Source organism: Kamptonema sp. PCC 6506 (assembly GCF_000180455.1).
Classification (GTDB): domain Bacteria; phylum Cyanobacteriota; class Cyanobacteriia; order Cyanobacteriales; family Microcoleaceae; genus Kamptonema; species Kamptonema formosum.
Genome location: NZ_CACA01000349.1, coordinates 16249 through 42645 on the forward strand (window position 1 = coordinate 16249; position 26397 = coordinate 42645).

Genomic DNA, 26397 nt, shown 5'->3' on the forward strand with positions numbered 1-26397 from the left:
ATAAGGAGCAATGAAATTATGACCTCAGACAACTTAAATACCAAACGGATCTTTATCTGTGGCTCGGCTTTACGCGGACAGCCAGACCACAAAAATCTGCAAACGGCTAAATTTATTAAAGAAGCAAAAACTCAACCCAAATATCGCCTTCATGCTGCTGGCGACGGTTGGCATCCCGCAATTTATGAAGTAGAAATTGGGGGTATTTCTATCCCTGGTGAAGTGTACGAAATCACCCTAGAAGAGTTTGACAATTTAGCATCAACGGAACCGCCGAATATGTATCCGGCTGATGTGGTACTTGTTGATGGAGAAGTATTGACAGCTTTCCTCTATCCCCAAGAATTAGTGCAGAAATATAACTGGCCGGATATTTCGGACTTGGGAGGTTGGGCTGCTTATAAAGCGAGTGCTTGAAACAAAATAATTTGTAGTAGTGGCTTTAGCCGCTAAAATTCTACTGTTTGTAACGCCGCCCTCCGGGCGGTGAGGATACGGCCCAGAGGGCGGCGTTACGTAAAGTGTGAATAAGTCTTACTTAAGTTGACGCTAATGCTGGGTAGGAGTCTTTTTTAATTCACTTCAAAACCACTTAAAATAATAAGATAAGTTATTACAATGTCAGCAAATTATCCACGAGATATGACTGGGTACGGCCGTTTTTCACCCGATCCTCAATGGCCAAATCGAGCCCGAATTGCAGTGCAGTTTGTGATTAATTATGAAGAGGGTGGAGAAACTTGTATCCTGCATGGCGATCAGTCTTCCGAGACATTTTTATCAGAAATTGTAGGTGCTATCCCCTTAATGGGAGTGCGGCATCTTAACATGGAATCCTGCTATGAATACGGCAGTCGGACAGGTTTTTGGCGACTGCACAGAATATTTACACAAAGGGGAATTCCTGTTACAGTTTATGGGGTAGCGATGGCCTTGGAACGCAACCCGGAAGCAGTGGCGGCGATGTTAGAAACTGATTGGGAAATTGCTAGTCACGGCTATCGGTGGATTGATTATAAATATTTTGGGGAGGAAGCAGAACGGGAACATTTACAGAAGGCGATCGCACTTCATGCAAAAGTTACTGGTAATCGTCCCCTTGGTTGGTATACTGGGCGTACCAGTCCTCATACTCGTAAATTAGTTGTAGAAGCAGGCGGATTTCTGTACGATTCTGATAGCTATGCTGACGATTTACCCTATTGGGTTCGCGATTACGGCAAACCTCATTTAGTCATTCCTTATACGCTAGATAATAATGATATGCGGTTTGCAACTAATCAAGGATTTAATTCGGGCGATCAGTTTTTTGCCTATCTTCGAGATGCCTTTGATGTACTCTATTCTGAGGGAGAAACAGCACCAAAAATGATGAGTGTGGGATTGCATTGTCGCCTGGTGGGAAGGCCGGGAAGGGCCGCTGCTTTGGCGAGATTTTTGGATTATGTGCAGCAGCACGAACGAGTGTGGTTATGCCGTAGAATTGATATTGCTAGGCATTGGCATAAATATCATCAACCGAGTTAATAATAAAAACGGACGTGAATTCTCGGATTAAGCAACGCATCTACAGGTTTCCCGCCTTGAAGATGCTGTTCAACTATTAGCTGTACGTCAGTGGGTTTAACTCTGCAATACCAAATCTCTTCAGGGGTGATTCGCACTGTAGGGCCGATGCTACATTGTCCTTGGCAACCGCTAGCTTGCACTGTGATGCCTGGAACTGCGGCGGCCTCAAAAGCCTCCAGCACTTCTGCTGCACCGTTTCTGAGGCAAGATTGGTACTGGCAAACTAATATGCAGGGAGGTTGGGGATCGGAGTTAGTGCGATCGCCCTCTATTTCTGGCATGGGTCAGGATTTCTCAAGTTATTCTTTAATATATCTTAACAATCTTCTCAGTGGTTTCTTGCTTCGCTGTGGCAATCTACTTTAGCAATTAGCAAATCGTGCTTTTGGGTATATGACTTACAATAAGGGATCTGCTCACTTATTTTCTAATACCCAGCGGCGGAATAGCTCGACGATGATATGATATTGGGCATTGGTTTCTTGGATGACATCGTGACGTTTGAGAGTTTCTATCGCTTCATTTAATGTTGTTTCATCCATATTTATTGCCTGAATTATGCGATCTAAATTGATACCTTCTGGGTGAGGGGCTAATATTTTTAATATTTCCTGTTGTCCCGGTGATCCTTGGGCAGATTGACCCCAAACACCTGTAAAATAGTAGCGACCTTTGATGAAGAAATCGGGGTCATTAATGACAGCTTCCACATCATCTCTGGTAAAGACTGGATCGAGGGTTTTTCCCATTTCAAATACTAGGTCATTGTAGCGGCGGACTAGCAGAAATCCGATCAGTTGTACGAGATAGGGTTGGCCCTGTGTTAACTGGTAGATGGTATCCATTGCTTCGGGTTTGTAGTCGAGGAGAAAATCATCATCGGGGTTGGCTAAAATTTGGCGAGTTGCACCTGGGGAGAGGAAACCAACGCGGATGGGGATAATGCTAGAAAAGAAAGGATGAAAATAATCTTCTGTCATTTCTTCTAAGGTGTGCAAACCAGCAAGGGCAAAGGCAATTTTCGGACTCATTTGCACCAGTCCCCGCAGAAATCCCATGAAATCTGGATCGATTTTTTTAGCTTCGATTAATTCTTCAATTTTCTCGAACTCATCTAAGGCAATAATTAACCCGCCGTCTAAATTTGCTACTACTTGTTTGAGGTAGCGTTCAAAGGTAATATAGGGAAGTTTGAGGAAACCTTCATCGGCAGGTGATGGCAAGTTGACGGCAAGAGAAATAGCATCGCTAATCTTAATCAGCACTTCTCCTACGCCTTGATTACTCTGTCCAACTAGCAGTAAGTTGATATAGGCTAGGTGAACTTTGGCACCTAGAATGTTGCCAACATTCAGCAAAATTGAGGTTTTACCCATCCGTCGGTGTCCGTAGAGGACGACAGATTGGAGGCGATGGCTGACAACCCACAATTCCTTTAATTCTCTCATAATGTCTTCGCGACCGACAAAGAGTTTAGTTTGAACTGGATCGCCGATAATGTAGGGATTAGTTACGGGTTCGGTGATGGAAATATTGCCGATTTCACGAGTAATTGCTAGTAAAGCTGTTTGCCATCTTTGTGCAATATTTATAATTAAATATCGTTCAGCTTGCGAGATATTTGCGGCTCCATCCAGAATGCCTTGTAGTTCGCCTAATGCGCGGTTTAGAGCCAGAGAACGCGCTGATTCTGAGGCAGATTCCCGGACAATTTGCAGATCGAAAATAACCCACCGTAAGGCTGCAATTGCTTCCCAAGCAGTCAAGTGTAAAGACGGTTGATTAGGGGATGCTGGTAATTTGATGGTGGCAAGAGTTGGATCGTTAGTTTGGTTAAAAACTGATAGAATTTTCGCTAAGGTGAAAGCTTCTTCGCCATAGGGGAGATGGCGCACGACTGCAAACGCTTCAGTTGCTTGTGCTGGGTTTTGTTGATACAAATACAAGAAACCAGCCGCTGCACTGGCAGGGATATCTAAACGCATCTTTGTTTCAAAATGATTATTGAATCGCTGCTGCCAGCGATGGGGCAAAAAAGGAATAGAAAATAAACTTCTGAGGGTTTGTAACTTAAGGAATTTATTCAGAGAAGCTGAGACAAAATGCAATAAATTCCAATCATAAAGCTCGTCGGCTAATTGAGCGACACGATAGATAAGTAGTTCTGGAGGAGTCTCGGCAAGCGCTCGATTAACAGCTTGAACAACAGGGATAAACTGAAGGGTAAATCGCAATAGTTGATTAATGTTGTGCTTTCCTGTTTCCCAATCTCGCCTCAGCCAATTAGCAACTTGAGAAGACAGGTAAGGAAGAGGAAGAGGGGTAATGTGAGGAAAATACCTATTTTTGTTTCTCGCCTGGAGCAAGGTAAACGCTAAAGCGAAAATCCAATCTCCAAGGCGGGTATACACGCCTAACACCACACCGAACACTACGCCGAACAACACACCCAACACCACGCCCAACACTGCGCTCAACGCCACGACCAACGCATTGCGCCACACCTCGTCCCACACCGCGCCGTACACCACACCCCACACTGCGCCCCACACTGCGCCCCACAGCACGCCGAACACTGCGCCCAACGCCGCGCCCCACACCGCGCCCCACAGATTTATACCCCACTGTATGCCCCACGCCACGCCCCACGCCACGCCCCATGCCATGCCCCACGAAAAAACACTCGAATTGATAGGAATGCCTATCGTTTTCATAAAGAGATTCAAACCAATAGGAATTACAAATATCAACGCTAAAGCTTGTAAAGTTAACCGTCGCTGGATAGGATTTTTGCGCAGCCATTCCCATTTATCTTTTAAAGTCTTTGCCTCCTTAAAACCATTACCCCCAAAGGTGTCTATATAGAATGGCAAAGCTTGGGGAAAAAAGAACACCCAATACAATAACCGCAGATAATCTAGGGGATTCCATAATGAAAGAGGGTGACTCAATTTAGGAGCTAAATCTAAGCGGGGAACAGGGTTAGAATTTTGACTCATTGTATTTCCTCCAGATAGCCAGCATAAGTTTGATAGCATAACTGCATTAATTTCTGAGGATGGCCGCCACTTTCCGCGATTAGCAGTGCAATTTCTTCCTCAGTGAAACTGACAGGATTTGTCACAGATTTTAACCAGGGAGCCTTGAGGCGACTGTCTATAAACTTACGAATAATTGTTTCATTCCAAGGCTTCAATACTTCACTTTGACAAATTCCTGCCAGTGGTGATGTGCCACCAGCTTGACTATCATTAAATAACTCATCAAGGAATTTAGTAGCAGCAATGACTAATTTTAAAGGTGACTGACTGCCTTCAGCTAAAGAGCGAAGGCAATCTCTGACGGAGCGAGTGAAACCCTGACACTCGACATTATCTAAAGCTAGTAATAATTTGTGATTTTGCAAAGCTGAATATAGATCGCCATTACTAATTTCAATACCAATTTTATTAGCAAATCTGCTGTAAACTTGATTTTCATCCATACAGCCGTTTAACTCTAAATAAATTGGCTGTCGTGGCGTTGTCAGTTTATTGGGTGCTTGTCGGCAAATTTCCATTAGTAGAGAAGATTTGCCCATCGCGCTTTGGCCAATCACCGCGACACTGCTACCACTATTTAGCGTCTCGAATATATTTCTTATTTCCCGTTCTCTGGGGAAGAATAGTTGCGGGTTGTCGATCATCCCATTTCTGGGAATGAAAGGATTGGAAAAATGAATTTCTGAAATTGGAATCTCTGGCGGTAATATTTGAGGTTTTATAGGATTATAAATTTCAGTTAAATCGCTTTGAGATTCCACCAATTGAGTGTCTGATTTAATTGGGTTTTCTGTAACTAGCTTAAGTATCTGCTTTTGCCAAGCGGAGTAGTCACTTTTCCACAGAGGATAATGCTGAGTCCATAACAAAATATAAGTTGTTTTCCAAGGACTTTCACCAGTGGGAGGTCGTCCTCTCTTTCCTTTTAAACCACTCAAAACTTTACAGATTACCTGCAAATCTTCAGAAACGTTTTGATATTCTATCTTTAAACGAATTTCAATTTTTTTATGGCCTTCCTCTTCATTCTTTTCATCAAAGCGAAGCAGGAACACTGAACGCATCCTCCCAGAGAATTGACAATGTTTAGCCACATCCTCTAAAAAACGCTGCTTTTCTTGTTGCTCCTGGTCTTGCTCCTGTGAATCCATAGCACTTTGCTGTTCTAGCTTGCTTGGGTTTTTATTGTAGCATAGACAGATGGCATTGTCTATTATCTAAGAACTAATTACTATTTTTGTATATTTATTTATATTTATCCATATTTTTGAGCACTTATAGCTAAATTAATTGGCTATTTTTCTCAATATTTTAGGGATTTTAATTAATAGAAGAAGGTTTTACATTTGTCGTTAATAAAACAACCCTAGTGAAGAGGGAATCCTAATGGAAACCAGAACTCTACCAAAGTTACCTCCAATTTTAAAGACCGCAGAAATGGTATTAGTCCGCCCAACTATCAAGGATTATCCAAAGGTTCGTCCGATGCTGGTAAGCTCTTCTGTTATGAAATTTATTACAACGGGGGTTCGCTCTGAATCACAAGCATACGCCGAATACTTTGGCTGGGACGAAGCCTGGGAGAAATTTGGTTTTGGCACTTATTTAGCTTTCGATCAACGACAGCAGAAATTAATGGGATTCACGAAACTTTATGTAAGCGATCGCTCCTCATTTGTTCAGTTCGGCTATGCCCTAGACGAACCCTACTGGAATCAAGGATGGGGGACAAAATTGGGTAAAATTTGCCTAGAATTAGGCTTTAACCAGTTAAATGAACCGCGATTAGAGGCCTTCGCAATGGTTGAGAATAAAGCCTCACGTCATATCTTAAACAAGCTAGGAATGTACTTGGAATCGGAAAACTTTCGCTATGATGGTCGCCATTATTGCCATTACAGTATGGAGGCAGTCGAGTATTTTCGTCTCTATCAACTTCGGTCAAGTGTTCCTAATTACGATCGCACTCAATCTTAAAAGTATGTAGTTGCGCTTCAGCGCACAAACCGATATCAAAGAGCGCTGAAGCGCAACTACGTACCTAGTTTTTACCCAACACAAATAAATCGGAAATAAACAATGAATAAGTGTAATGATTTTTACTGTCCTTGGGTTCAGCACTCACAAGATCCCGATCGTTATTATTGTTTGCGGTGTGAAAAGGAACGGAGGCTCAACAGTTCTAATGATGGGTGGATTTGGATTTTATTGTTTATAATCGCGCTGATTGTTGCTATTGCAATGGGTTAAATATCTGGATGCGATCGCTCTTATTTTTGCTACAATAAAAAGAGCGATCGCCCGAAACTATGTTAAGAGCATAACTAAATGGAACACACAACCCTAAATCAGTCGATCAGACAAACTCAACAGCAAGCGAGTTCAGAAAGCGCAAAAGAAGTCCTCGCTCAACTCAATCCCGATTACGAAATAGCTTGTCGCCAAATAAACCCACTTACAAACTATCTGCAATACATCAAATTTAACGAGCTTTCCGCAGAACATCAAGAAGGCATCCGCAGAGGTTTAGAATCAATCGCACAGGGTAACTCAATCTCAATGGAAGAATTCAAGAGTGAAAAACAATCTTCCTAATTATTTCTCTGCTTTCCCTGTGTTACCCTATAATATAAAAATCAACCAGTCAACTAAAATTTTTACTAACTCTTCATGTGAAATTACCACCTAATACCACAATTGCTCAAGCCAAAATCACCCAATATTTACTGAAACTATTGCCAGAAGATGATAAATCCCTGTTTTTAGCACAAGCTGGCTATACTTTAGCAAACTGGCAACAGTTAGAAACGGATTTAAGAATCCAAATTTTACCACTAGATGCAACACCTACCGAGGAGACACGATATGGTAATAAATACCAAATACGAGGTTCCCTAACAGGGCCTAACGGGACAACCCTGCAAGTAGTTACCATTTGGATGACCGAGTTTTTATCCCAACAAACCAAATTTATCACCCTGTATCCAAACAAGGAAGCATAAGCCATGAAATTTGAACTCTTTAAAAGAGTAGCTTTACGAGAAGATTTACCTCAGTACAAACTGTGTCGCGGCGATATTGCCACCATTGTCGAACATCATCCCGATCCAGATGAAGATGGGTACAGCCTAGAGGTATTTAATGCAGTAGGAGAAACCTTAGCAGTAATTACCGTCGGCGAGTCCCAGATTGAACAACTTTCCGAGAATGAAGTGTTGCACGTTAGGCGTTTAGACGAGGCGGCGTGAATAGAGCTTAACTCTAATCTTCACTATGCTAAAATTGTCATAAATTCTCTAACATTGAGGTAATCGCCATTGACAAACCCATCTGATGAAATCTCAGAACCCTCAAAACCAAAAGAGGACGAAAAAGCTATCCTAATTGCTGAACTCCAACAGGCAGGAATTAAACATACACCAGAGAAAATACTACGGATTGCGAAACTGTCTGATGGCAAAATTGTCTTCTTAGAAGAAGGTAAAGGCGGAAAACGTGGTAGTGGTCTTAAACATATCTTAGAAAATCACCAACAGGAATTTGCTACTCGCGGACTCTGCGAAACTAACCTGCCCGATGCTATAATAAATGCTGTCACTCAAGGTGAAATTGTTGACTATCAACAAACAAATAGACCTATTTATAAGATCAGCTTCAATAACAAAATTCAGCTAATTGCTGTAACTGTTGCTGACAATGGTTATATTGTCTGTGCTAACCCAGGTTCACTTCGACGAAGCCGATAATTAAGGGGGAGAAAAATGATCCCAAAAATCAAACTAATGCCAGATTATTACTGCTACCCTTTGTGGGGTTTAGACCCAGATAATATTGGCGATATTGACCCGGAAACATTGCCGCTTTTGCCAGATACGATTCATCGTTTAAAAGTATACTCAGAAGCATATCAAGCTGGTTTAAACTGGGATTACCCACCTGATTCCCCAGAACTAACAAAAGAGGAAATAGAGAGTTATGAGCGAGATGGTATAAGCTTATGGCTGCAACTTCAAGAAGAATTAGCCGCCGATTATGAAGTGCATTACTTCAGCCAGAAGTTACGAAAAGTTATCGGTCATCCCAGTGAGTTAATGGCAACTGTATAATCTCTAAAAAAGAGTTATCTATTCCCTTATTTCATGCGGACTGGGACTCTGGCGTGTACTTCATGCCAGAATATTTGAGAACGGGAATTATCGCCATCCACCAACTACCCAGAATTCCACAAACCCTGTGGCTGAGAATTCTAGGTAGAGGTAATGCACAAAAACAGGCAATTGACGAACTAGAAGCATTACCAGCGGATAGCCCCCTCCGCACAAATGCGCTAGAATTGTTTTATCAATTGCAGGAAAACTTAGGCTTTAATCAAAGTTTAGCAATAGAAGATAGGGAGTTAGTTATGCGATTACGACCTCTTTTTCAAGAACGATTGGCAGAAGTAGAACGACAAGGAGAACAGCGCGGCGAACAGCGCGGCGAACAGCGCACTAAACGCCTCATTGTAGAAAATTTATTGCGCGTCAGGTTTGGCTCATTAGATGAGGAATTGTCAGCAATTATTGAGCCATTATTAGCTTTGTCGCCAGAAGAATTTACTCCCTTGCTGGTGCAATTATCCCGCGAGGAACTGTTAGCTAGATTCCGAGAGGAAAGTCTTTAGCTATCGTAAATACCCGGATTATCTGAGGCGGCATGAATAAAGCTTAACTTTAATAGGACTTACGCAGGTCGTCCCAGAAACCGGGTTTTTGAGAGCATCTGTGGGTAACAACGAAGTATTTTCGTAAAAAACCCGGTTTCTTTGCTTGGGTGCGTAATTCCTGTTTACTCTACAATACGATTTGTTTGGCGGTACGATCGCACCCCTAAACTGTCTGACTCCTAAACTGTCTCACCCCTAAACTATCCGATCGCGATCGCCCTCTATTCCCTTCTTTTCCTTCTTTCCCTAGCCCCTAGCCCCTAGCCCCTAGCCCCTAACCGCCTTGGCGGTTGCTATATCTTAACAATTTTCTCAGATCGTCCCTACTTCTATCGGTGATAGGTCTGTGTCGCGCTTTCATCTATGATCTACCCAGAGAGATCAATCGCATACCGCCGATCATGCCCAAAACTGTAGCCGATGTAATGACCCGCGACCCCATCTTGGCGCGACCTGAAATGCCTCTTTCCGAAGCCATTAAGATTTTGGCCGAACGGCGGATTAGTGGCCTGCCAGTGGTGGATGAAAATGAGAAATTAGTAGGCGTTATCTCCGAAACAGACTTGATGTGGCAGGAAGTAGGGGTAACGCCCCCAGCATATATCATGCTACTCGATAGCGTGATTTACTTGGAGAATCCCGGCCGTTACGAACGAGAACTCCACAAAGCTTTAGGACAAACGGTTGGAGAAGTGATGAGTCGCGATCCCATTACTACTACACCCGATAAATCTCTCCCAGAAGCAGCGCGACTAATGCACGAGCGTAGCATCCATCGCTTGCCAGTGATCGATCCCACCGGCAAAGCGATCGGCATTCTGACGCGAGGAGATATTGTCCGAGCAATGGCCGCCGAGTATTAATTATCAACCAAGAGTTAACGGTTAACAGTTAACAATTAACAGTTAACCGTTAACAATTACCAATTAACAATTACCAATTAGCAATTACCAATTTAATGAGCATTACCCCTGAGTCTGTCCAGCAATTGCTAAGTTCCCAGGATCTAGGCGATCGCTTACAAGCATTGAATAAAATGCGCCAACTAGAACCGGCCACAGCTTTCGACCTGATCCAAGGTGCGATCGTCGATAAAAATGTCCGCGTCCGATATGCAGCCGTCAGTCAGATGGCTACCCTCGGCGAACAGAATTTGCCTCAATCTTTGAAAGTCTTGCGCGAAAGCCTCAAAGACCCCGAACCCGACGTGCAAGCCGCCGCCGCTGATGCCTTGGGTGCTTTGAAACTAACCGCAGCTTTTGAGGAATTGGAGCAACTTTACCACAGTACCTCCGAGTGGCTAGTCCAACTCAGCATCGTCGCCGCCTTGGGAGACATGGGAGAACCACGAGCTTTTGAACTGTTAGAAGTTGCTCTCCAATCCAGCAACGAACTGATCCAAACCATTGCCATTAGCGCACTAGGAGAATTAGGCGATAGTCGAGCAGTCCCCGCGATCGTACCCTACGCCTCCAATCCTGACTGGCAGGTGCGCTACAGAGTTGCCCAAGCCTTAGCCCGGTTAGGCGGCCCTGAAGCAGAAGCCACTCTCAAAACCCTAGCCAGCGATGAAGTAGAGCAAGTTGCCCAAGAAGCCAAAACTGCACAAAATACCCACTAATTTACACTAATTTAAAAGGTTGCCAGGGATGCCCTCTCCCCTTCGCGACGCGCTACGATCCAATTATTGCTACCGCTGGCGAAAAGCAGCGCAAGGAGACCAAAAATGTTCCTCAACGAACTAACCCCAGTGCTAAAAGAACTAACCCAGCAGCCGATCGCTTTCTTAGGCGGATTTGTTTCTGGCCTGCTGCGACTCAACCTTTACGACGACCCAGTAAAAAGCTGGCTTGACCAGCAAACTGGTTCGACTTCCTACACTCCCCCTACTGAAGAAAACAACGGTAATAGTAGTGGGCCTCAGTCTATTAACATCGATTAAGTATCGCTAATTGGGCGATTAAAATCGCGTCTACACAAGCAAAGTCTGCCTATCCAGACTGTAGAATTTCAACCCGCGTAGGCGGGTTTTGTCTGTATAGACGCGGTTTCAACCGCCCAGTCAAGCTTACTGATGAGGTGCCAGCGGAATCTCAATAATAAACTCACTACCCTCAAAAGGTGCGGAAATACAAGTCAAATTTCCACCGTGAGACTTAACAACAATAGAGTGGGAAATAGACAGACCCAAGCCAGTACCAGACCCCACAGGCTTCGTTGTAAAGAAAGGGTCAAAAATCTTGTGAACCACATCAGGAGTCATGCCGGGGCCATTATCAGCAATTCTAACGATCGCATTTCTACCTATAACCTCAGTGCGAATTGTAATCATAGGTTTTTTCTCTGCATCTTCGCTATTACTTCTCACAGATTCCAAAGCATCAATCGCATTGGTAAGAATATTCATAAACACCTGATTTAACTGAGAAGCATAACAGGTAATCTGCGGCAGTTCAACGTACTCTTTAATCACATCAATGCCTAATTTTCCCCCTTCTTTTCTCAGACGTGGCTGCAAAAGCATAACCGTACTATCAATGCCAGAATGAATATTAACCGGCTTCATTTCTGCTTCATCAAGGCGCGAAAAATTCCGCAAACTGAGAACAATATCGCGGATGCGTTCTGCCCCCACCTTCATCGAATCCAGAAGTTTTTCCAAATCTTCTACTAAGAATTCCAATTCTACTCTATCTATTTCCGATTGAATTTCAGGTGCAGGTGTGGGATAGTGTTGCTGGTAAAGGTAAATGATATTTAGCAAATCTTTGACGTATTCACTAGCTGGAGTTAAATTGCCGTAGATAAAACTGACAGGATTATTAATTTCATGAGCTACACCAGCCACCATTTGCCCCAAACTAGACATCTTCTCAGTTTGGATCAGTTGGGCTTGAGTAACTTTTAGTTCCACTAAAGTTTGTTCTAAACGCCCATTTTTTTCGTTTAATTCCTGCGTGCGTTCTTGCACTTTTTGCTCCACTGAAGCGTAAAGCAAAGCATTTTCTAGCGAAATAGCAACTTGGGAAGAAAGCAGCCTTAAAACTTCCAATCTGTCAGGAGTAAATACCCCAGTGGTTAAATTATTTTCTAAATAGAGAATCCCGATGAGTTTGCCTTGATTAATAATCGGCGTACACAAAAGAGATTTGAGTTGCTGTTTGACAATATAAGGATCTGCGGCAAATCTGCCCTCAGCAGCAGCATTACTTAACACCACATCAGAGCGAGTCCTCTCAACATAATTAATCACACTCACAGGTAAATCCTGAGATTCCTCCAGTGGAGTTGATTGTTGCACAATAACATCTTCTGTAGCTGTTCTTCCCGATTTGTTGGCTAAACCTCCCGTTACAGATGCTTGAGCAGAAATCAGCAATTTTCCTTCACTCAGCAAGATCAAAAATCCAGATTGCGCTCCAGCATTTTCAATGGAAATTTTCATCAATGAAGCCAGCAATTTATCGAGAAAAATTTCACTAGAAATTGCTAATGATGCCTTCATCACTGTAGCTAAATCTAGAGCCCGTGCATCGCTACCAGTAGAGGTATGAATAGTTGCATTTAAGGAATTTTTAAAGGTTTTATTAGCTATTACTGCGTCGCGTAAATAAGGATATTTTTCCTCTAAATCCTCCACTTTACGAATAGCACCCCAGCGTTTATAAGCAGAGTAAGATTCGCGTAAGTGGATGTTGGCATACTTCGGTTTATCTTTACTAAACCAAAAATTTGCTGCTAGTTCATTTGCCAAAGCTTCATGCTGAATATACTCATTTTTCTTAGCTAAAGATATAGCGCGATCGTAGAAATCAATTGCCTCTGATTCTTGACCAGAAATACGCCCCATTTCTGCTGCCACCAACAGGTACTTGTGCAGGAAATTTTCGGGACTGTTTTCTGCCCAGATTTTCATCTGCTTTTGATTAGATTCTAACTTCGCCCAATATTCCTTTTGCTCATCTTCTGAAACTTGAGAGTAAAGAGCAGCGAATATTAAAGACGCATAAAAATTATATTCTGTAACTGGAAAAATCCCGGTGATAAAACTCAGTTGCTTTTCCGCAGATAAAACCCATTTGAGTGCTTCATCTAGATTCCCATAACAATAAAAAACCTGAGCTTTAAAAATATTATAGAAGCACAGCGTGAAAAAGTTTTGATGTTCTTGGCAACTTTCGATATACTCTAATTCGGTGATTCCTTCGTTACTAAAATCATTTTTTTCTGAAGTCAGCTTACTTAAGTTACGCAGAATTAATTGCAATCCATTCAATGTATCCGTAACCATCTGATTTTTAGTCTTCAGCGAAAATTGTAAATAACTGGGCACTTCTGTCAGCAGTGGGCCAATATTTTTACCTTGAAAAAATGAGTAAATCGCTTTATAATTGAGAATATAGCCTGCATACTGTAAATCTCCAGAGTTCAAAGCGGCTTTATACCCTTCATTATTAAGAGGAATAGACTCTTTTAGATGTTGAAACCAGTAACTTAAAGCATTAGCAAATACAGTAGAAACTTTACCTTTAAGTTCCAAATTTCCAAATTTATCAGTTAGTTTCAGCGCCATTAAACCAAACTCGTAGGCTGATTTATACTCTCCAAATACTGCATTCAGGAGAATTCCATAATTAGCATAAGAGAAAGATGATTCAGGAGCATGACCGTATCTGAGAGAAAGATTAACTGATTTGAGGATACTAAAAGTCCACAAAGCAGGATTAATAAAGTAAGCCGATGGCAACAAATTATTGAATAATTTCAAGGCAACTTTTTTCTCCGGCAGCGTCATTTCAGGTTCATCTATTAACACCGCAACTTCTTTATTCCCTTGACTGGCTTTTGCTTCTGCAAATTCGGCTCCAATTGCCGCATCTAAACCATCTTCAGGCAAGTCAATTCCTAGCAAGGTAATAGCATTTTTCCCGGCTTTAACTGCTTCTTCATTTTTCCCACGCAAAGCATACTGTACGAGCAGAAGATTATAAATTTCTGCCTTTTCTAAATCCGATCTCGTCTTCTTCAGAGTTAGGTTGATAAATTCTTCGGATCGCTCGAAATTCCCATTTAAATATTCAACTTCAGCCCGTTCTTTATGCAAAGCTATAGCTAAGTCGTAATCTGCATTCCAAATATCTTCAGTTAAGCCGTCCATGCTGGCAGTTAAATATTCCCTAGCTGCAAAGTAAGCTGTTGCCTCTTTAGCTTTTCGCGCTGCTTCTAAGTTCAATATTGCTAATTCCATTTGTTCTTCTTCGTCTAGGATTAGCGACCTACCAACATTGAGATGATCTACTAATTCAAAAATTCTTTCGGATCTATATTCCTTCGGAGTATTTGCTAGGATTTGGCGACCAATTCTGAGGTGAACTGCTTTTTTTTGCGAATCCTCAATCAGGGTATAAGCTGCCTGTTGCACGCGGTCGTGCAAGAACTTATAATTGAGAATTAGTAAGGGGTAGTGAGTCAATTCTACGGACTTAGCTTCTAAGTCGGAAGTTGGGAGAATTAACCCTTCTTGAATCGCTGGTAAAAGAGCATGAAAAGTTTCCGATGCTTCTTTTTCATGTATAAGAGAAAGGGTATTTAAATCAAATTGGTTGCCCAAACAAGCAACAAGGCGTAAAATTTGCTGCGTTGATTCTGGGAGTTTCTTCAATTTTTGGATCATCAATTCTACTACATTATCCGTGATGGCGCACTGCTCAATATCAGAAATGTTCCATTGCCACTCACCTTTACTACCAGACTGCGGAGGAGAAAAAGTTAATAGGTTTTCTTGATAGAGAGTTTTCAAGAATTGATTGACAAAGAAAGGATTGCCATCAGTTTTACTAATTACCAATTCTGCAATTGGTTTTACTGATTCTTTATCGCTGTGTAAAGTCTCAGCAATCAGATTAGTAACGTGCTCAACATCTAACGGTGCTAAAATAATTTCGTTGATAATCGCTTCCTGGTTTCGCAGATTTTCCAGGGTCATCATTAAAGGATGTGTGGGACTGACTTCGTTATCGCGATAAGCACCAATTACAAATAAATATTTTGTCTCTCGATCGGAGAAAATTAATTCTATCAGTTTAAGGGTAGCAGAGTCAGCCCACTGCAAATCATCTAGAAAAATTACTAGAGGATGTTCCTGCTGACAAAATACCCGGATAAAGTTTTGAAAGACTAGGTTAAAACGATTTTGGGATTCAGTTGGCCCTAATTCTGCTACGGGAGATTGTTGGCCCACAATCAATTCTATTTCTGGGATGACATCGATAATAATTTGTCCGTTAGGGCCAAAGGCATTGCGGAGTTTTTCGCGCCATACTGTTAGCTGCGTTTCACTTTCTGTCAGCAATTGCCGCACTAATTCGGAGAAAGCGCTGACTACGGCTGAGTAGGGAGTAGTTCGCTTGTACTGGTCAAATTTACCCCAGATGAAATAACCATGTCTGTTGGTAATAGGTTTTTCTAGAAGCCTAACTAATGCTGATTTACCAATCCCAGAATAACCAGCAATTAGCATCATTTCGCCCCCCCTGCTCTCGGAGTAAGGGGTGTTGACACGCTCAAAGGCTGCTAGCAACGTTTCTATTTCTTTTTCTCTGCCATAAAGCTTTTTGGGAATTTGAAATTTGTCCGAAATATCTTGGCTACCGAGAGGAAATTCGGCAATATATCCAGAGGTTTGTAATTGAAAAAGACAAGATTCTAAATCAGCTTTAATTCCCCAAGCACTTTGATATCTTTCCTCAGCAGTTTTGGCGAGCAATTTCATTACAATGTTAGCAAGAGCTTGCGGAATTTCGGGTGTAATTTCGCGAGGAGAAATTGGCTGTTTAGCAATGTGGCAATGAACTAATTCCATCGCATCCGTAGTGTTAAAAGGCAGTTTGCCTGTCAGCAGTTCGTAGAAGGTTGCACCCAGGGAATAAAAATCAGTTCTGTAATCTACAGCTCGGTTCATTCTGCCCGTTTGTTCGGGCGACATATAAGCTAAAGTACCTTCTAAAATATTGGGATTTTTAATCTGGGTATTTTCGCGGGTCAATTCTGTAGCAATGCTAAAGTCAATGATTTTGAGCTGTCCAGTAGTAGGATTAACAACAATATTGGAGGGATTAATATCTTTATGAATAACATTTTTTGCGTGAATTTCTCCTAAACTTTCAGCAATTTTGATCGCCATAGTTAGGAATCCAAAAAATGTCAATTTTTGGGAGGACATGAATATTCTTAAGGATTCACCGCCAAAGTCTTCTAATATCATTACTAGACTGTTCCTAAAAGGTTGTAAGCTATAGGCTTTGACAACGCTATCTAGGTTTAGATTCTGAATAATTTCATACTCAAGTCTATATCTCGCAAGTTCTTCTGGTGCGGGATATTCTTCTTTTATAAGTTTAAGAATAACTGGTTGATTGTCCTGTTCGATGCGGCCGCGATAGACTAGGGATTTACTACTTTCGTAGATTAAAGCTATAACTGCAACGCCGGGAATCGCGATCATAGTGGGGTTCTCCCTGATTGAGTTTGATTTCTCGTTGCTATTGCTCATTATCACTCAAGGTTAATATAGATGAGCTTGATTGTGGGCGCTCCGCCCTATCTTACGTTTTTAGTCGCTTTCAGTGCTGGTTGATTGCTAAGGACGCTATATTTTCCGATAACAATGCCCGTTGCATCTGTTGCGATCGCACGACAATACTCATAATATCATTTTGTCGAGATAGCTGCAAAGTTTTTGGGAAAAAATACTACTTGCAAGATGGCTTTTTGCCATACTTGCTTCTGTTTCTGCTTCCTGAATCACGATATTAATTTGTTCGCTTAGAGCCTCTTCAATTTGTTTGTCCTGTTTCTGAAGCTGCTCTGGAGGGATGTAGGATTTTGCTACTTCTAAAATACGCTGGCGCAGCATACCTAGTAACTGATGTCTGACATCAGCACGAAAAGATTTGAGTTTAAGCAAGCGAGTCACTTGATACTGAGCTTGTAGTCCTACAGTAGCGGCAATTTCTCCCATAGTCCGTCCCTGACAATGAAATAGCTGAAGTCCCATCAAGAATTGTTTGATTTTATTGGGATTTTGACGCTGAAATTGCTTAATCCATAAGTTTGTCACTTGGGCAATTGCATCCTCTAAACAAAGTAAAAGTTCCTGGCGATATAATTTCAAAAACTCTGTTTGTTCATCTCTATTTTCCAAATTATTTAAAGTTTCTGTAGAATTCAAAATGTTAACTGCATAGCTATTTTCTGAACTATCTAAAGATTCATATTTGGGAGAACCTCCTCGCACAGAAATCCGGTAATTTCGCAATTTCGATGCTAGCTGCTGTAGCAGTAGCATCACCATTTTAGGTGAAAATTTCTGGCTGGTTTTAGTTTCTATAAATTCTGCAATTTGTTGCAGTTGCTCAGGTGTGGGTGGCTGGCACTGCCTCTTCCCTCCCGCTTGACGCTGCTGAAGTCTGGCGGTGCGGTAGACAGCATGATAAGCTTCTAAAAGTTGGCAAAATTGCTGGATTTCAAAGGATGTTAGTTGGTAAAAATCAGATAAAATTCGCTCTAGCTGTTTGGTACGAGTATCGTTGAGTATTGCCCAATCGCTGACCATATAAACACCGCGTTCTAGCAAGAAAGAATTTAATTCAGAATGATGTTTTACCCTTCTATAAGTCCAGGTGCTTAAACTGCTCTGTTCTGGATCGAAGCTTTCCAGAACGATCTTAGCAATTGATTTGTAGGAACTAGAGCCACGAGCTTCACTGGAGAACTTGTTAAATCTGCCATCTTCAGAGAGGACAAATGGCAATAAATCCTGGTAAGTGAAGCCGTGAGCCGCCCCAAATTGGGTTTCAAGATGTCGGCAAGCTTGCTCAATGTGATGGGAAATAAAGCAGAGCAAACAGCGTTCTGCAAATACAGATTTTTCTGATTGATGGGGAGGGGGAAATCTCATCCATTCCCGCAATTGGCGCTGAATTCGATCGTCAGGTACATCGCCTTGTGCAGTATCAGTACCTTTGAGAAATTCTGAAGCAAAAAAGGCTTTTACTTCGGCAATCACCTCGATTTTGCACCCTCCAGCAATATCAATTCTTACAAGTGTCCAGTATTTTGAAGCAGCACCCATAGCAATTACCCATTACCAGATGTATAGGAGAAGGCAGAAGGATTTAATCATCTACTTTAATCATCTATCCCTATTAGCCTGCCTAATTGACTTTCTGATAGTAGCCAAAGGCTGACAAAACTGCTGGGGGATGTTTTGAATAAATTGTGCGAGAGCTTCTGAAGGATTTTGCACTTGATAAGCAGACTGTAAAACATCTGACCACATCTGGCGCTCGGCAAAATAATTTGCTTTGGCATAAGCAATCTTTTCTGGCGTAGCTCCCTCTTGTTGCAATTGCCTTTCTAAGGTGTTTAAATCTGCGGTAATGCGATCGCGTTCCTCGGCGGGTACGATCTGGAATGAAACTTGGAAAGTGGGGATATCCTCCCCCTCTTCAAACAGTACCCAATCGTAACTTTCTCCCGGTTGCAGAGGTTGTCCGCTATAGGTGGCGCTGTTATTACTAGGCGCGAGTTTCTGACTCCACATTACTTGCTCGCTACGCCGTCGGCGCACCTCTATTTTTGATATATTTCCTTGCCATAGAAATAAAGGGCGATCGTTCCAAATTCTTATTTCTTCCCCTGACAGAGATTCGGGTGAGATGGTGCAGACGAGTTCAACTGGGCCCCGCGAACCTCCTGTTTCTTCCTTTCTAGGAGGTTCTTTCTCGTACAATTTATCCCAGGGTAACTGTTGTTCTTCTGTTTCTGCCATAGCATTTTGCACGGATAAATGTAGCAAAAACGGGGTGGAAATCAACGCTAAAGATAGCAAAAAAATGGTTAATCCCTTGTGAAATCTCATTTTGAATCCTTCAACAAACTATATCCCCAAAAACGTAAATCTTTGGCAGATTTTTTCTGATTTAATAATTTTACCAGTATGGGCAGGATGTAAATACTCAGCGTTGCAGCAGGTAGAACAAAAGGTAAAAGCACGGCAGCAGTAATGTAAAGTTGTAAGCTAATTAATCCATAAATGGTAGTTCCAATTAATATCGAACAAACTGCTTGCTCGCGATGTGCTAGGGCGAGGGCAGCCCCTTTTCCTAACAACACCGCTAGGCCGATCGTCCAGAGATCGGGAATAGGAATTACTAACCTTTTATGCAAGAAATGGTGTATCATGTAAGCGTGAGCTTCCCCACCAGTAAAATAGCGGCGCTGCTTGTGGCGGCGCTGATTGAACCAGTAGCTAAGTGCTGCGGGAATCCTAAAATTATCTTCCCCATCTCTAATTACCCCTGCTTCGCTATATCCTCCCGGTGCAATCAGCACAACTTGCTGCTGTAAATGCTGCAATTCCGGGGAATTAACTTCACTTTCCAGCAGTTGCCAAGCGGGGATATGCTGATAGATATATTCAGGGGGAACTGAAAAATCAATGATTGGTTGTAACCACATTTGCCCCCAATCATAAGATAAGCTGGTAATCGGTTGTAGTTGCGATGAAGGCGAGAATAATGTTTTGTAATTAAGGCCTTTTTCTCGATTAAGATATGCAATTGCTTCCGAGAAAAGTTCTGTCTTGCTGTCCAATCTAGGCGCAGGCAATTGAGACGAATCTTGATTTCCTGTTGCCAATTTTTGATTTGCTGCCACAGATGGCTGTGAATAAGCTTCTATGTTCAAATGATAAGCTAAAGCCAGCATATAAGCTAAGGGCATTTTTGCAGAACTAGAATTTTCTTCGGGTACTAATCTCATGTACCAGTGTACCATATTAATATGACCTTGAAAGCTCCAATTAGGGCTGGCAATTTCTGGGAGCACTTTTAGCCATCCTTCGGTATCGTCGCGGACAGATGCAAATACAAACCAAGTGGGATGAGGTTTTTGAACGGCGGTTTGTATAGATTTAGAAAGTATGCGATCGCTCTCCTCGTGGGGACGATCTAATAAATAATCAATCCCTACAACTTTAGCATTACTTGCCGCAAGCTTGTCAATTAAACTAGCTAAATATTGGCGATTCATCGGTTTGGGATTAGAAATTTTAGCCTTGCGGATTGACTTATCATCAATTGCTATTAATAGCACTTTAGGGGTAGCAACCATCGGTAGTTGTCGGGTAATGTCGCGATAAATTGCTTGTACTAAAACGCGCTTTTCTAGCAGCCCATCTTGTACTGGAAGTGACAAACTAAGGAATGTTAAAATTGACAGCGCGATCGCTTCTATCCGAGTTGGTAAAAGACGCTTAACAAATTCTCTAACCCCGTAAGGTTTAATTTGAAAGAAAACTGCTCCCGGATGACAAAATAGCGAAGGAACTAAGCAAGTAGAGGGATAAGTTAGGCTCTTTTCCAATCGCAGATATTGACAAGCACCGACTAAAGAATCTTGTACATCTTTGTGTTGGGCAAGTCCTTGGAGAAACCGAGCTAAAAATACCTGCGCTACCTGATTATGAATGGGTTCTCGCATCACCGCTACTTGACTTAATCCTAAATCAATTAACGAATTAGCAATGGTCAAACCGCAACAAGAATTGAATAGGGCAAACTTTAATCCCCGCTCTTTTGCTAAGAGAAGTTGAGGTTTAATTTCACTAATTGATATGCAGGTTTCGGGCGCGATCGCCAATTCTCCGCCCGTCATTGCTGTTTCATTGCTGTGTCCCGCAAAAAATAGTATATCCCAGCCTCTCTCATCGGCTAAAGCCTGACAAATATTAGCTTTCAATTCAGGAATATCTAATCCCGGTTGCCAACCTACAAACTTAATCTCAGCGATGCGAGAAAGGGAGCGCACTGCGGTGCGATCGCCCTGAAAATTCAATCCCGTATCATCTCCTAAAATTGCTAAAATTCTGGCTTTTTTTCCTCGTTTTTGTGGGGGATTTTTATCAGTTTCACTCCTAATATTTACAGGAGTCCGAACAATACGAATTTCCCCTAATCTCGGAAAATCAGCGCCGATTTCCCAAGATTCCCAAGGTAAGCGCTCGATCTCAATAGGATGACAAGTAAGGAATACATTAACATTTGAATTTTGGCTGCCAACAATTACCGACTCAGTAATTTCCGGTAATCTACTATTAGCAATTTCTGCTCGGATTTCAAATAAATCTGCACTTCGCAGCCAGTGATGAAATTCTGACAATAATCTAGCTTCGGCTTGAATCAGTCTAGCGTGCCAATCTATAGGTGGCGGTGCAATGCTACCACTAGCTTCTACCCGCCCTCTCAGAGCTGATTTGTAAAAGCTTAAATAAATTCGCTGCCACTCTTGATATAAAGTCGCGATTGATTCTGGATAATTTAACGTTGCAGACAGTTGTTGTCCTGTACCCCAAGACAATTCAAACAGACAATTTTGAGCAAAACGCTGAATTTTTAACCTAAAAATTGTCATCGATCCCTCTTTCTAATGAGGACGAAAAGCAAAGGGAGGTAATGTTAATCTTGCTCCATTGCTGAGGGCGAGAGTAACAGTAAATTGTTCGTCCCAGGTTCCCGCTACCAGACTGTAAAGATAGGGTTCAGCAGTGTTTTGGTTGAGGACTTGTTCAACCAGTACGCTTGTATTGTCACTGATTTGCATTCTTGTGCCTTCTGGGAGCCGAGTGCCAGAGGGGGAACCTCCTAATATTAACAGCAATTTCCACTCTGGAATATTTTCTGTTGACAGCATCGGCCAACTGAGGGCATAAAGCCGCAGGGAAATTGATGCTAGATTCAAGGTTTTGCAAGCTCCCCTCGCGGCTGCCGAAATTGCTGTACCCCGCCGCTCTAATTGGGTGACAATGGCTTCTAGTTCTTCAATGGGCGATCGCATTGCCGTCCCTCCAGCCACACCTAACTTTTCTGAATTGAAAGCGGGAAGCAATACCCAAGACAATTCTCGCGCTAAATCATCCATTTCATCTCGTAACCACAGCCCGACATTTAATATTCTCTGAGTTAATTTAGACTCTGGATGGGGGCGTATTGACTCTTGATATAGCCAATTTAAAAGCGGCGGATTTGTCAGTATTTCTGTTGCTTTTTCCCAAATTAATAGCTCCCATAGTTCTCGACTGCCAGCTCGTAACTGCGGCAATAGCGGAGACAATTGAGCCTGCATTATTGATAAGGTATCGATAGGGCGAACTGGGATAGAGGGGAGCGCGATCGCGTCTGGTTCTAAATACCGTAAATATAGCAGTAAATCATCAGAGTTACTATTAAAACAAGCCAAGGGAAAACGATATGTCCAGTCATTTTCTTGGGAAAAATTAACCGAATTAAATTGTTTGATTAATTGGTCGTAACTAATAAAACCAATAATTGTAGCTTCTTCAAGTTCTTCAGTTACTTCTACAACGACATAAAAATGAGCGGTAAATTCTGGCAAATCAATTGCAGCTCTAGGGATAGATACTTTTTCCTCTGTTAAGCTGCCAATTGCTAGTAAACAGATTTTAAAATCGCCTAATTTTAGATTGCAAGCTGCTTCAATTATATTAGCATATTGTGGCTGTAAAATCGAGCATTCTTCCTGATTTAACGCAATTTTAGGTATACGTTCTTCCGCCCACTGACGGAAAGTAAACAATGCTAAAACAGTCAAATAAGTTTGCCACTGCCGCCCTTGATTTTTAATTTTCTGGCTGATTTGGATTGCCTGGTTAATTGAGGCGGGAGCAAGTGGGATCGATTCTATTTGTAAGCTTTCAAAGTCAAGCTCAGAATTAGCTAAGTAATTTATCATTGGTTAATATCTCCTCCGAATTCAGCGTTGAAATAAAAGCTGTTCTGGCAGGTGAAGGTTCGTGCTGTCGATCTATATCTCCCAAAGTCTAGGGGGTATGCAAGAATAGTAGCAACAAGATTTACACATCGACCTATTTCTCATCATTCCCTTGCAGAGGAGGAGGTTGCGGGGTTGAGGTGGCATTACAAATAGTACAGTCTAGAGGCGTAAAAGCTTAGCTTGCCCGTTTTGTTTAAGCCCGTAGCAGCTTATCCAACTCTACTGAGCACTCCTTGATTGGGCAATTCTACTATAAAAGTTGTTTGAAGATTTGCAGATTCTACATGAATCGTTCCCCCTAAATGTTCTGCCAGCCTTTTAACTAATGCTAAGCCTAAACCAGTTCCGCCCTGCTTCCAAGGATCGGCACTTTTAATTCGGTAAAATTTGTCAAAAATTCTGGCAAATTCCTCAGTCGGAATCTCAGTCCCAAAGTTGGTTATTTTTAGTTGAACTTTACCTGGTTGAGCGCTAACGGTGACAATGATTTGCTTACCAGGAGGCGTGTACTTGCAAGCATTATTTAACAACTCGCTGACCAGACGATCCAGGCTAGAAATATCAGAAACTAAGGGAGGCATTTGTGTTTGTGGAAGCTCAATAATTAGCATAAGTTGCCGAGCTTCCGCGCGTTCTTGAAAACCTGCCACGAGTTGCGGTAGCCAATGCTGAATCTGAACAGTTTCTAACACTAAAGACTGCCTTCCCGCTTCTAGCCGTTGTAGATCTAACAAGTCATTAATTAAAGTAATTTCTCGATCGCATTCCCGCTGCAAAACTTCCAAGTATTGAGTTGCTTTTTGGCGGTGATGAGGTGATAGCTGATCCTGTTTCATACAGATTTCTAACATCCTAATTGCCATTTTCATGTTAGCAACTGGAGCTCGCAATTCGTGAGAAACTGTACTCAAAAAGTCATCTTTAAGCCAGTTGAGTTTTTCCAGAGATTTCACTTGCGCTTGGGCGGCTTCGTAGAGTCTGGCTTGGCGGATGGCGATCGCACATTGATTTGCTACCTGCTGCACCATTCGTATTTCTAATTCCTGGAAAGCGTAGTCTCTATCATTAATTAACCACAAATCACCGATCGCTCCTCGATCGTCAAAAATTGGGCAGGCTAGCATTGCCACTTTGCCGCGCACAGGATTAGGAATAATGTTGCAGAACTGTAAATATTGAGCTTGAAAAAGTAACTGGTAAATTTCTGGGTACTCTGCCATCAAAGCCACGCGACCTCGGTCGGAAAACATCGAATTAGTCCACTCATAACAGATGGTTGAAGTGTCAGCATCAAGGTCATATAATGAGGCATTACAACAGCGGACACCCAGCCCTATTCCTAATTCTTGAACAGCAATTTGTAAAATCTGCTTTTCATCCAGGGAATCGCGTACTTTATCAGTAATTCGCTTCAGCATTGCTTCAAAGTCGAGGGCCTGTTGCAGTTGGGCTGTACGGTCTTTTACTTGCTGTTCTAAACCCCTGTGGAGGCGTTGCGCGATCGCGCTCACCAAGCGCTCTCGTTCGGTCTGCTGGTAGAGAGCTATTTCTGCGGCTTTCCGCTTGCTAATGTCCATTGTTGTCCCTACCATTCGTACTGGTTGACCCTTTTTATCGCTATATAACTGAGTTTTTAAAACCATCCAATGAATGCTGCCATTACTCCAAATAACGCGAAAGTCAAAGTTGCAATTCTTCTTTTCTTGAACAGCTAAATTTATAGTTTGGCGTGCAAATTCGCGGTCTTCCTGATAAACGCATTCGAGAAAAGCTTCGCAGTTTCCTTGAAAAGGACTTGATGCTAAACCTAATAGTTGTTCAGTGTTATGATACCAGAGCAGTTGATTAGTTAGAATATTCCAATCCCAGATGCCCGTGTTGGCAGCTTCCAAGGCTAATCTTAATCGTTCTTCCTGCTGCTGTAGCGATGAATTAGCGAGTTTTATGTTAGTTATATCAAAGGCGATAGCTAAATATTGGAACGGTTTTTCACGAGCATCTAAAAAAGGAACAATTCTCACATCGAGCCAGAAATAGCTTCCATCTTTGGCTCTATTATGAATCTCTCCTTGCCAAACTTGCCCTCTAGAAATGGTTGACCAAATGCTGTTAAAGAACGCTTGAGAATGATTGCCAGAGTTAAGCAGACGCGGATCTTTTCCAATCAGTTCTTGCCTAGAATATTGGGAAATTTGACAAAAATTATCGTTGAGATCGTTAATAAGTCCTTTAGAATCTAGTGCTACCCAGATAGCAGTTCGATCTAAAGCAGATTTGAGGTCAGACAATCCTTTGACTGATGGTGGGATTTCTGAGTTAGCCTGTTGGTCGGACAAAAACTTGCCTTGACTGCTATTAGAACTTACAAAAATCTTACTTAGCAGACTTTTTAGAAGATTATTTAAACAAGCCTTGATATTAAGATAGGTAGTATCAAAAGGCTGTTCTACAATGGTCGTAATCAAGCTCATCATTAAAACTCCAAAGGGTAACGATTTTTATATTATTGCAACCTATCTTAAACATTTTTTGTATTTTTGATCTCATTCTTGAGTAGTAAGAAACTTAACTTAAAGGTAGAGAATTGAAAGTGCCATAACTTATTATTTATAATTCTACTGTGATTGTCGTCACTTGCATAAGTTTTCTCACATATTAGAGTCAGTCTGTAAGCCTTTAAGTAAGAGAATATACTTAAATCTAAAACGCCAATGACTGAAAAGCAGGCTAGCTCAGTCTTTTCCGTTCTGAATTCTACTAATTTCCTGGGCCTTCTACTTATAGAGGCAGTAGATTATGGAGTAGGCGATACCATGAAGACATTAAATCTAGAGGCATTGATACTTTTATTATTTTTGCTATGGTCTGTTTTTTGGATGCTTCAGTTATTCAGAAAAATGCTTGACCTCATCCTTCATCCTCAACCTTCCGTTATCGTAAGAGGTAGAGGCGGCAGTGCAGATTCCAGAGTCGGAGATGTCGGTGATTCGGGTTGGGGTGATTCGGGTTGGGGTGATTCGGGTTGCAGTGATGGAAGTGGTGGTGACGGGGGTGGTGGTGATGGAGGTTGCAGTGATGGAGGTGGTGGTGACGGAGGTGGTAGTGATGGAGGTTGCGGTGATTGATAATAACTAAATTTCTGGAAAAGCAACCTTGACAGATGATTACATCGAAATAATTGATCTAGTCCGGTTTGCTTTTGGGGGGCTGCATACCCTAGTATGATCT

General features: G+C 42.0%; 23 protein-coding genes. 13 read left to right on the plus strand and 10 right to left on the minus strand.

Features of this window, described 5'->3' with window-relative positions; all coding sequences use genetic code 11:
- Positions 1–18: 18 nt before the first annotated feature.
- Both OSCI_RS24305 and puuE read left to right on the plus strand, forming a co-directional pair.
- Positions 19–417, plus strand: coding sequence for a gamma-glutamylcyclotransferase family protein (locus tag OSCI_RS24305; protein WP_007357844.1), 399 nt, complete (start codon positions 19–21; stop codon positions 415–417).
- 201 nt (positions 418–618) lie between these two features.
- Entirely contained in the window at positions 619–1527 is a 909-nt protein-coding gene (gene puuE / locus OSCI_RS24310) for an allantoinase PuuE (RefSeq protein ID WP_007357845.1), read from the plus strand.
- On the opposite strand, the gene OSCI_RS24315 is transcribed toward puuE, so the two are convergent.
- The 3 genes from OSCI_RS24315 to OSCI_RS24325 all read right to left on the minus strand — a co-directional run bounded on the left by OSCI_RS24315 (position 1524) and on the right by OSCI_RS24325 (position 5761).
- Complete coding sequence (locus OSCI_RS24315; RefSeq protein WP_007357846.1) at positions 1524–1850, minus strand: (2Fe-2S) ferredoxin domain-containing protein; 327 nt, start codon at positions 1848–1850, stop codon at positions 1524–1526. The genes puuE and OSCI_RS24315 overlap by 4 nt on opposite strands.
- Positions 1851–1985: 135 nt before the next feature.
- A complete protein-coding gene (locus OSCI_RS24320; protein WP_007357848.1) occupies positions 1986–4568 on the minus strand; it encodes an AAA family ATPase in 2583 nt (860 codons plus the stop codon).
- Positions 4565–5761 carry an ATP-binding protein gene (locus OSCI_RS24325; protein WP_007357849.1) on the minus strand — a complete coding sequence of 399 codons (1197 nt, stop codon included), beginning with the start codon at positions 5759–5761 and terminating at the stop codon, positions 4565–4567. The genes OSCI_RS24320 and OSCI_RS24325 overlap by 4 nt, the downstream gene beginning before the upstream one ends.
- A gap of 235 nt (positions 5762–5996) precedes the next feature.
- On the opposite strand from OSCI_RS24325, the gene OSCI_RS24330 reads away from it, so the two are divergent.
- From OSCI_RS24330 to OSCI_RS24375, 11 genes are all read left to right on the plus strand, one after another.
- Complete coding sequence (locus tag OSCI_RS24330) at positions 5997–6587, plus strand: GNAT family N-acetyltransferase (protein WP_007357850.1); 591 nt, start codon at positions 5997–5999, stop codon at positions 6585–6587.
- 102 nt (positions 6588–6689) lie between these two features.
- Positions 6690–6860, plus strand: coding sequence for a hypothetical protein (locus OSCI_RS30370; protein WP_019487462.1), 171 nt, complete (start codon positions 6690–6692; stop codon positions 6858–6860).
- 78 nt (positions 6861–6938) lie between these two features.
- Positions 6939–7205, plus strand: coding sequence for a hypothetical protein (locus OSCI_RS24335; protein ID WP_007357851.1), 267 nt, complete (start codon positions 6939–6941; stop codon positions 7203–7205).
- A gap of 77 nt (positions 7206–7282) precedes the next feature.
- Positions 7283–7612, plus strand: a complete 330-nt coding sequence (locus tag OSCI_RS24340; RefSeq protein ID WP_007357852.1) for a DUF6883 domain-containing protein — start codon at positions 7283–7285, stop codon at positions 7610–7612.
- A gap of 3 nt (positions 7613–7615) precedes the next feature.
- Complete coding sequence (locus OSCI_RS24345; protein WP_007357853.1) at positions 7616–7858, plus strand: DUF4926 domain-containing protein; 243 nt, start codon at positions 7616–7618, stop codon at positions 7856–7858.
- 69 nt (positions 7859–7927) lie between these two features.
- Complete coding sequence (locus tag OSCI_RS24350) at positions 7928–8356, plus strand: hypothetical protein (protein WP_007357854.1); 429 nt, start codon at positions 7928–7930, stop codon at positions 8354–8356.
- Between the two features lie 36 nt (positions 8357–8392).
- Complete coding sequence (locus OSCI_RS24355) at positions 8393–8716, plus strand: hypothetical protein (RefSeq protein WP_407635880.1); 324 nt, start codon at positions 8393–8395, stop codon at positions 8714–8716.
- A gap of 62 nt (positions 8717–8778) precedes the next feature.
- A complete protein-coding gene (locus tag OSCI_RS24360) occupies positions 8779–9273 on the plus strand; it encodes a hypothetical protein (protein WP_007357856.1) in 495 nt (164 codons plus the stop codon).
- Between the two features lie 443 nt (positions 9274–9716).
- Positions 9717–10178, plus strand: coding sequence for a CBS domain-containing protein (locus tag OSCI_RS24365; protein ID WP_019487463.1), 462 nt, complete (start codon positions 9717–9719; stop codon positions 10176–10178).
- A gap of 95 nt (positions 10179–10273) precedes the next feature.
- Positions 10274–10936 (plus strand): phycobilisome degradation protein NblB, encoded by a 663-nt coding sequence (gene nblB, locus OSCI_RS24370; protein ID WP_007357858.1) that lies wholly within the window; start codon positions 10274–10276, stop codon positions 10934–10936.
- 105 nt (positions 10937–11041) lie between these two features.
- A complete protein-coding gene (locus OSCI_RS24375; protein ID WP_007357859.1) occupies positions 11042–11257 on the plus strand; it encodes a hypothetical protein in 216 nt (71 codons plus the stop codon).
- Between the two features lie 126 nt (positions 11258–11383).
- On the opposite strand, the gene OSCI_RS24380 is transcribed toward OSCI_RS24375, so the two are convergent.
- The 7 genes from OSCI_RS24380 to OSCI_RS32535 form a co-directional block, all read right to left on the minus strand.
- Positions 11384–16819, minus strand: coding sequence for a trifunctional serine/threonine-protein kinase/ATP-binding protein/sensor histidine kinase (locus OSCI_RS24380; RefSeq protein WP_007357860.1), 5436 nt, complete (start codon positions 16817–16819; stop codon positions 11384–11386).
- Between the two features lie 198 nt (positions 16820–17017).
- Positions 17018–18448, minus strand: a complete 1431-nt coding sequence (locus tag OSCI_RS24385; RefSeq protein WP_007357861.1) for a hypothetical protein — start codon at positions 18446–18448, stop codon at positions 17018–17020.
- A 60-nt stretch (positions 18449–18508) separates the two neighbouring features.
- The gene (locus OSCI_RS24390) at positions 18509–19237 is read right to left on the minus strand and encodes a hypothetical protein (RefSeq protein WP_007357862.1); all 729 of its coding nucleotides are present in this window, start codon (positions 19235–19237) and stop codon (positions 18509–18511) included.
- On the minus strand, positions 19234–21789 hold the full coding sequence (locus OSCI_RS24395) for a CHASE2 domain-containing protein (protein ID WP_007357863.1): 2556 nt from the start codon (positions 21787–21789) through the stop codon (positions 19234–19236). Before OSCI_RS24395 ends, OSCI_RS24390 begins: the two co-directional genes overlap by 4 nt.
- A 12-nt stretch (positions 21790–21801) precedes the next feature.
- The gene (locus OSCI_RS24400; protein ID WP_007357864.1) at positions 21802–23127 is read right to left on the minus strand and encodes a DUF1822 family protein; all 1326 of its coding nucleotides are present in this window, start codon (positions 23125–23127) and stop codon (positions 21802–21804) included.
- Positions 23128–23378: 251 nt separating this feature from the next.
- On the minus strand, positions 23379–25643 hold the full coding sequence (locus OSCI_RS24405) for a PAS domain-containing sensor histidine kinase (protein ID WP_234708820.1): 2265 nt from the start codon (positions 25641–25643) through the stop codon (positions 23379–23381).
- 411 nt (positions 25644–26054) lie between these two features.
- Positions 26055–26291, minus strand: a complete 237-nt coding sequence (locus OSCI_RS32535) for a DUF3157 family protein (RefSeq protein WP_148288890.1) — start codon at positions 26289–26291, stop codon at positions 26055–26057.
- Positions 26292–26397 lie beyond the last annotated feature (106 nt).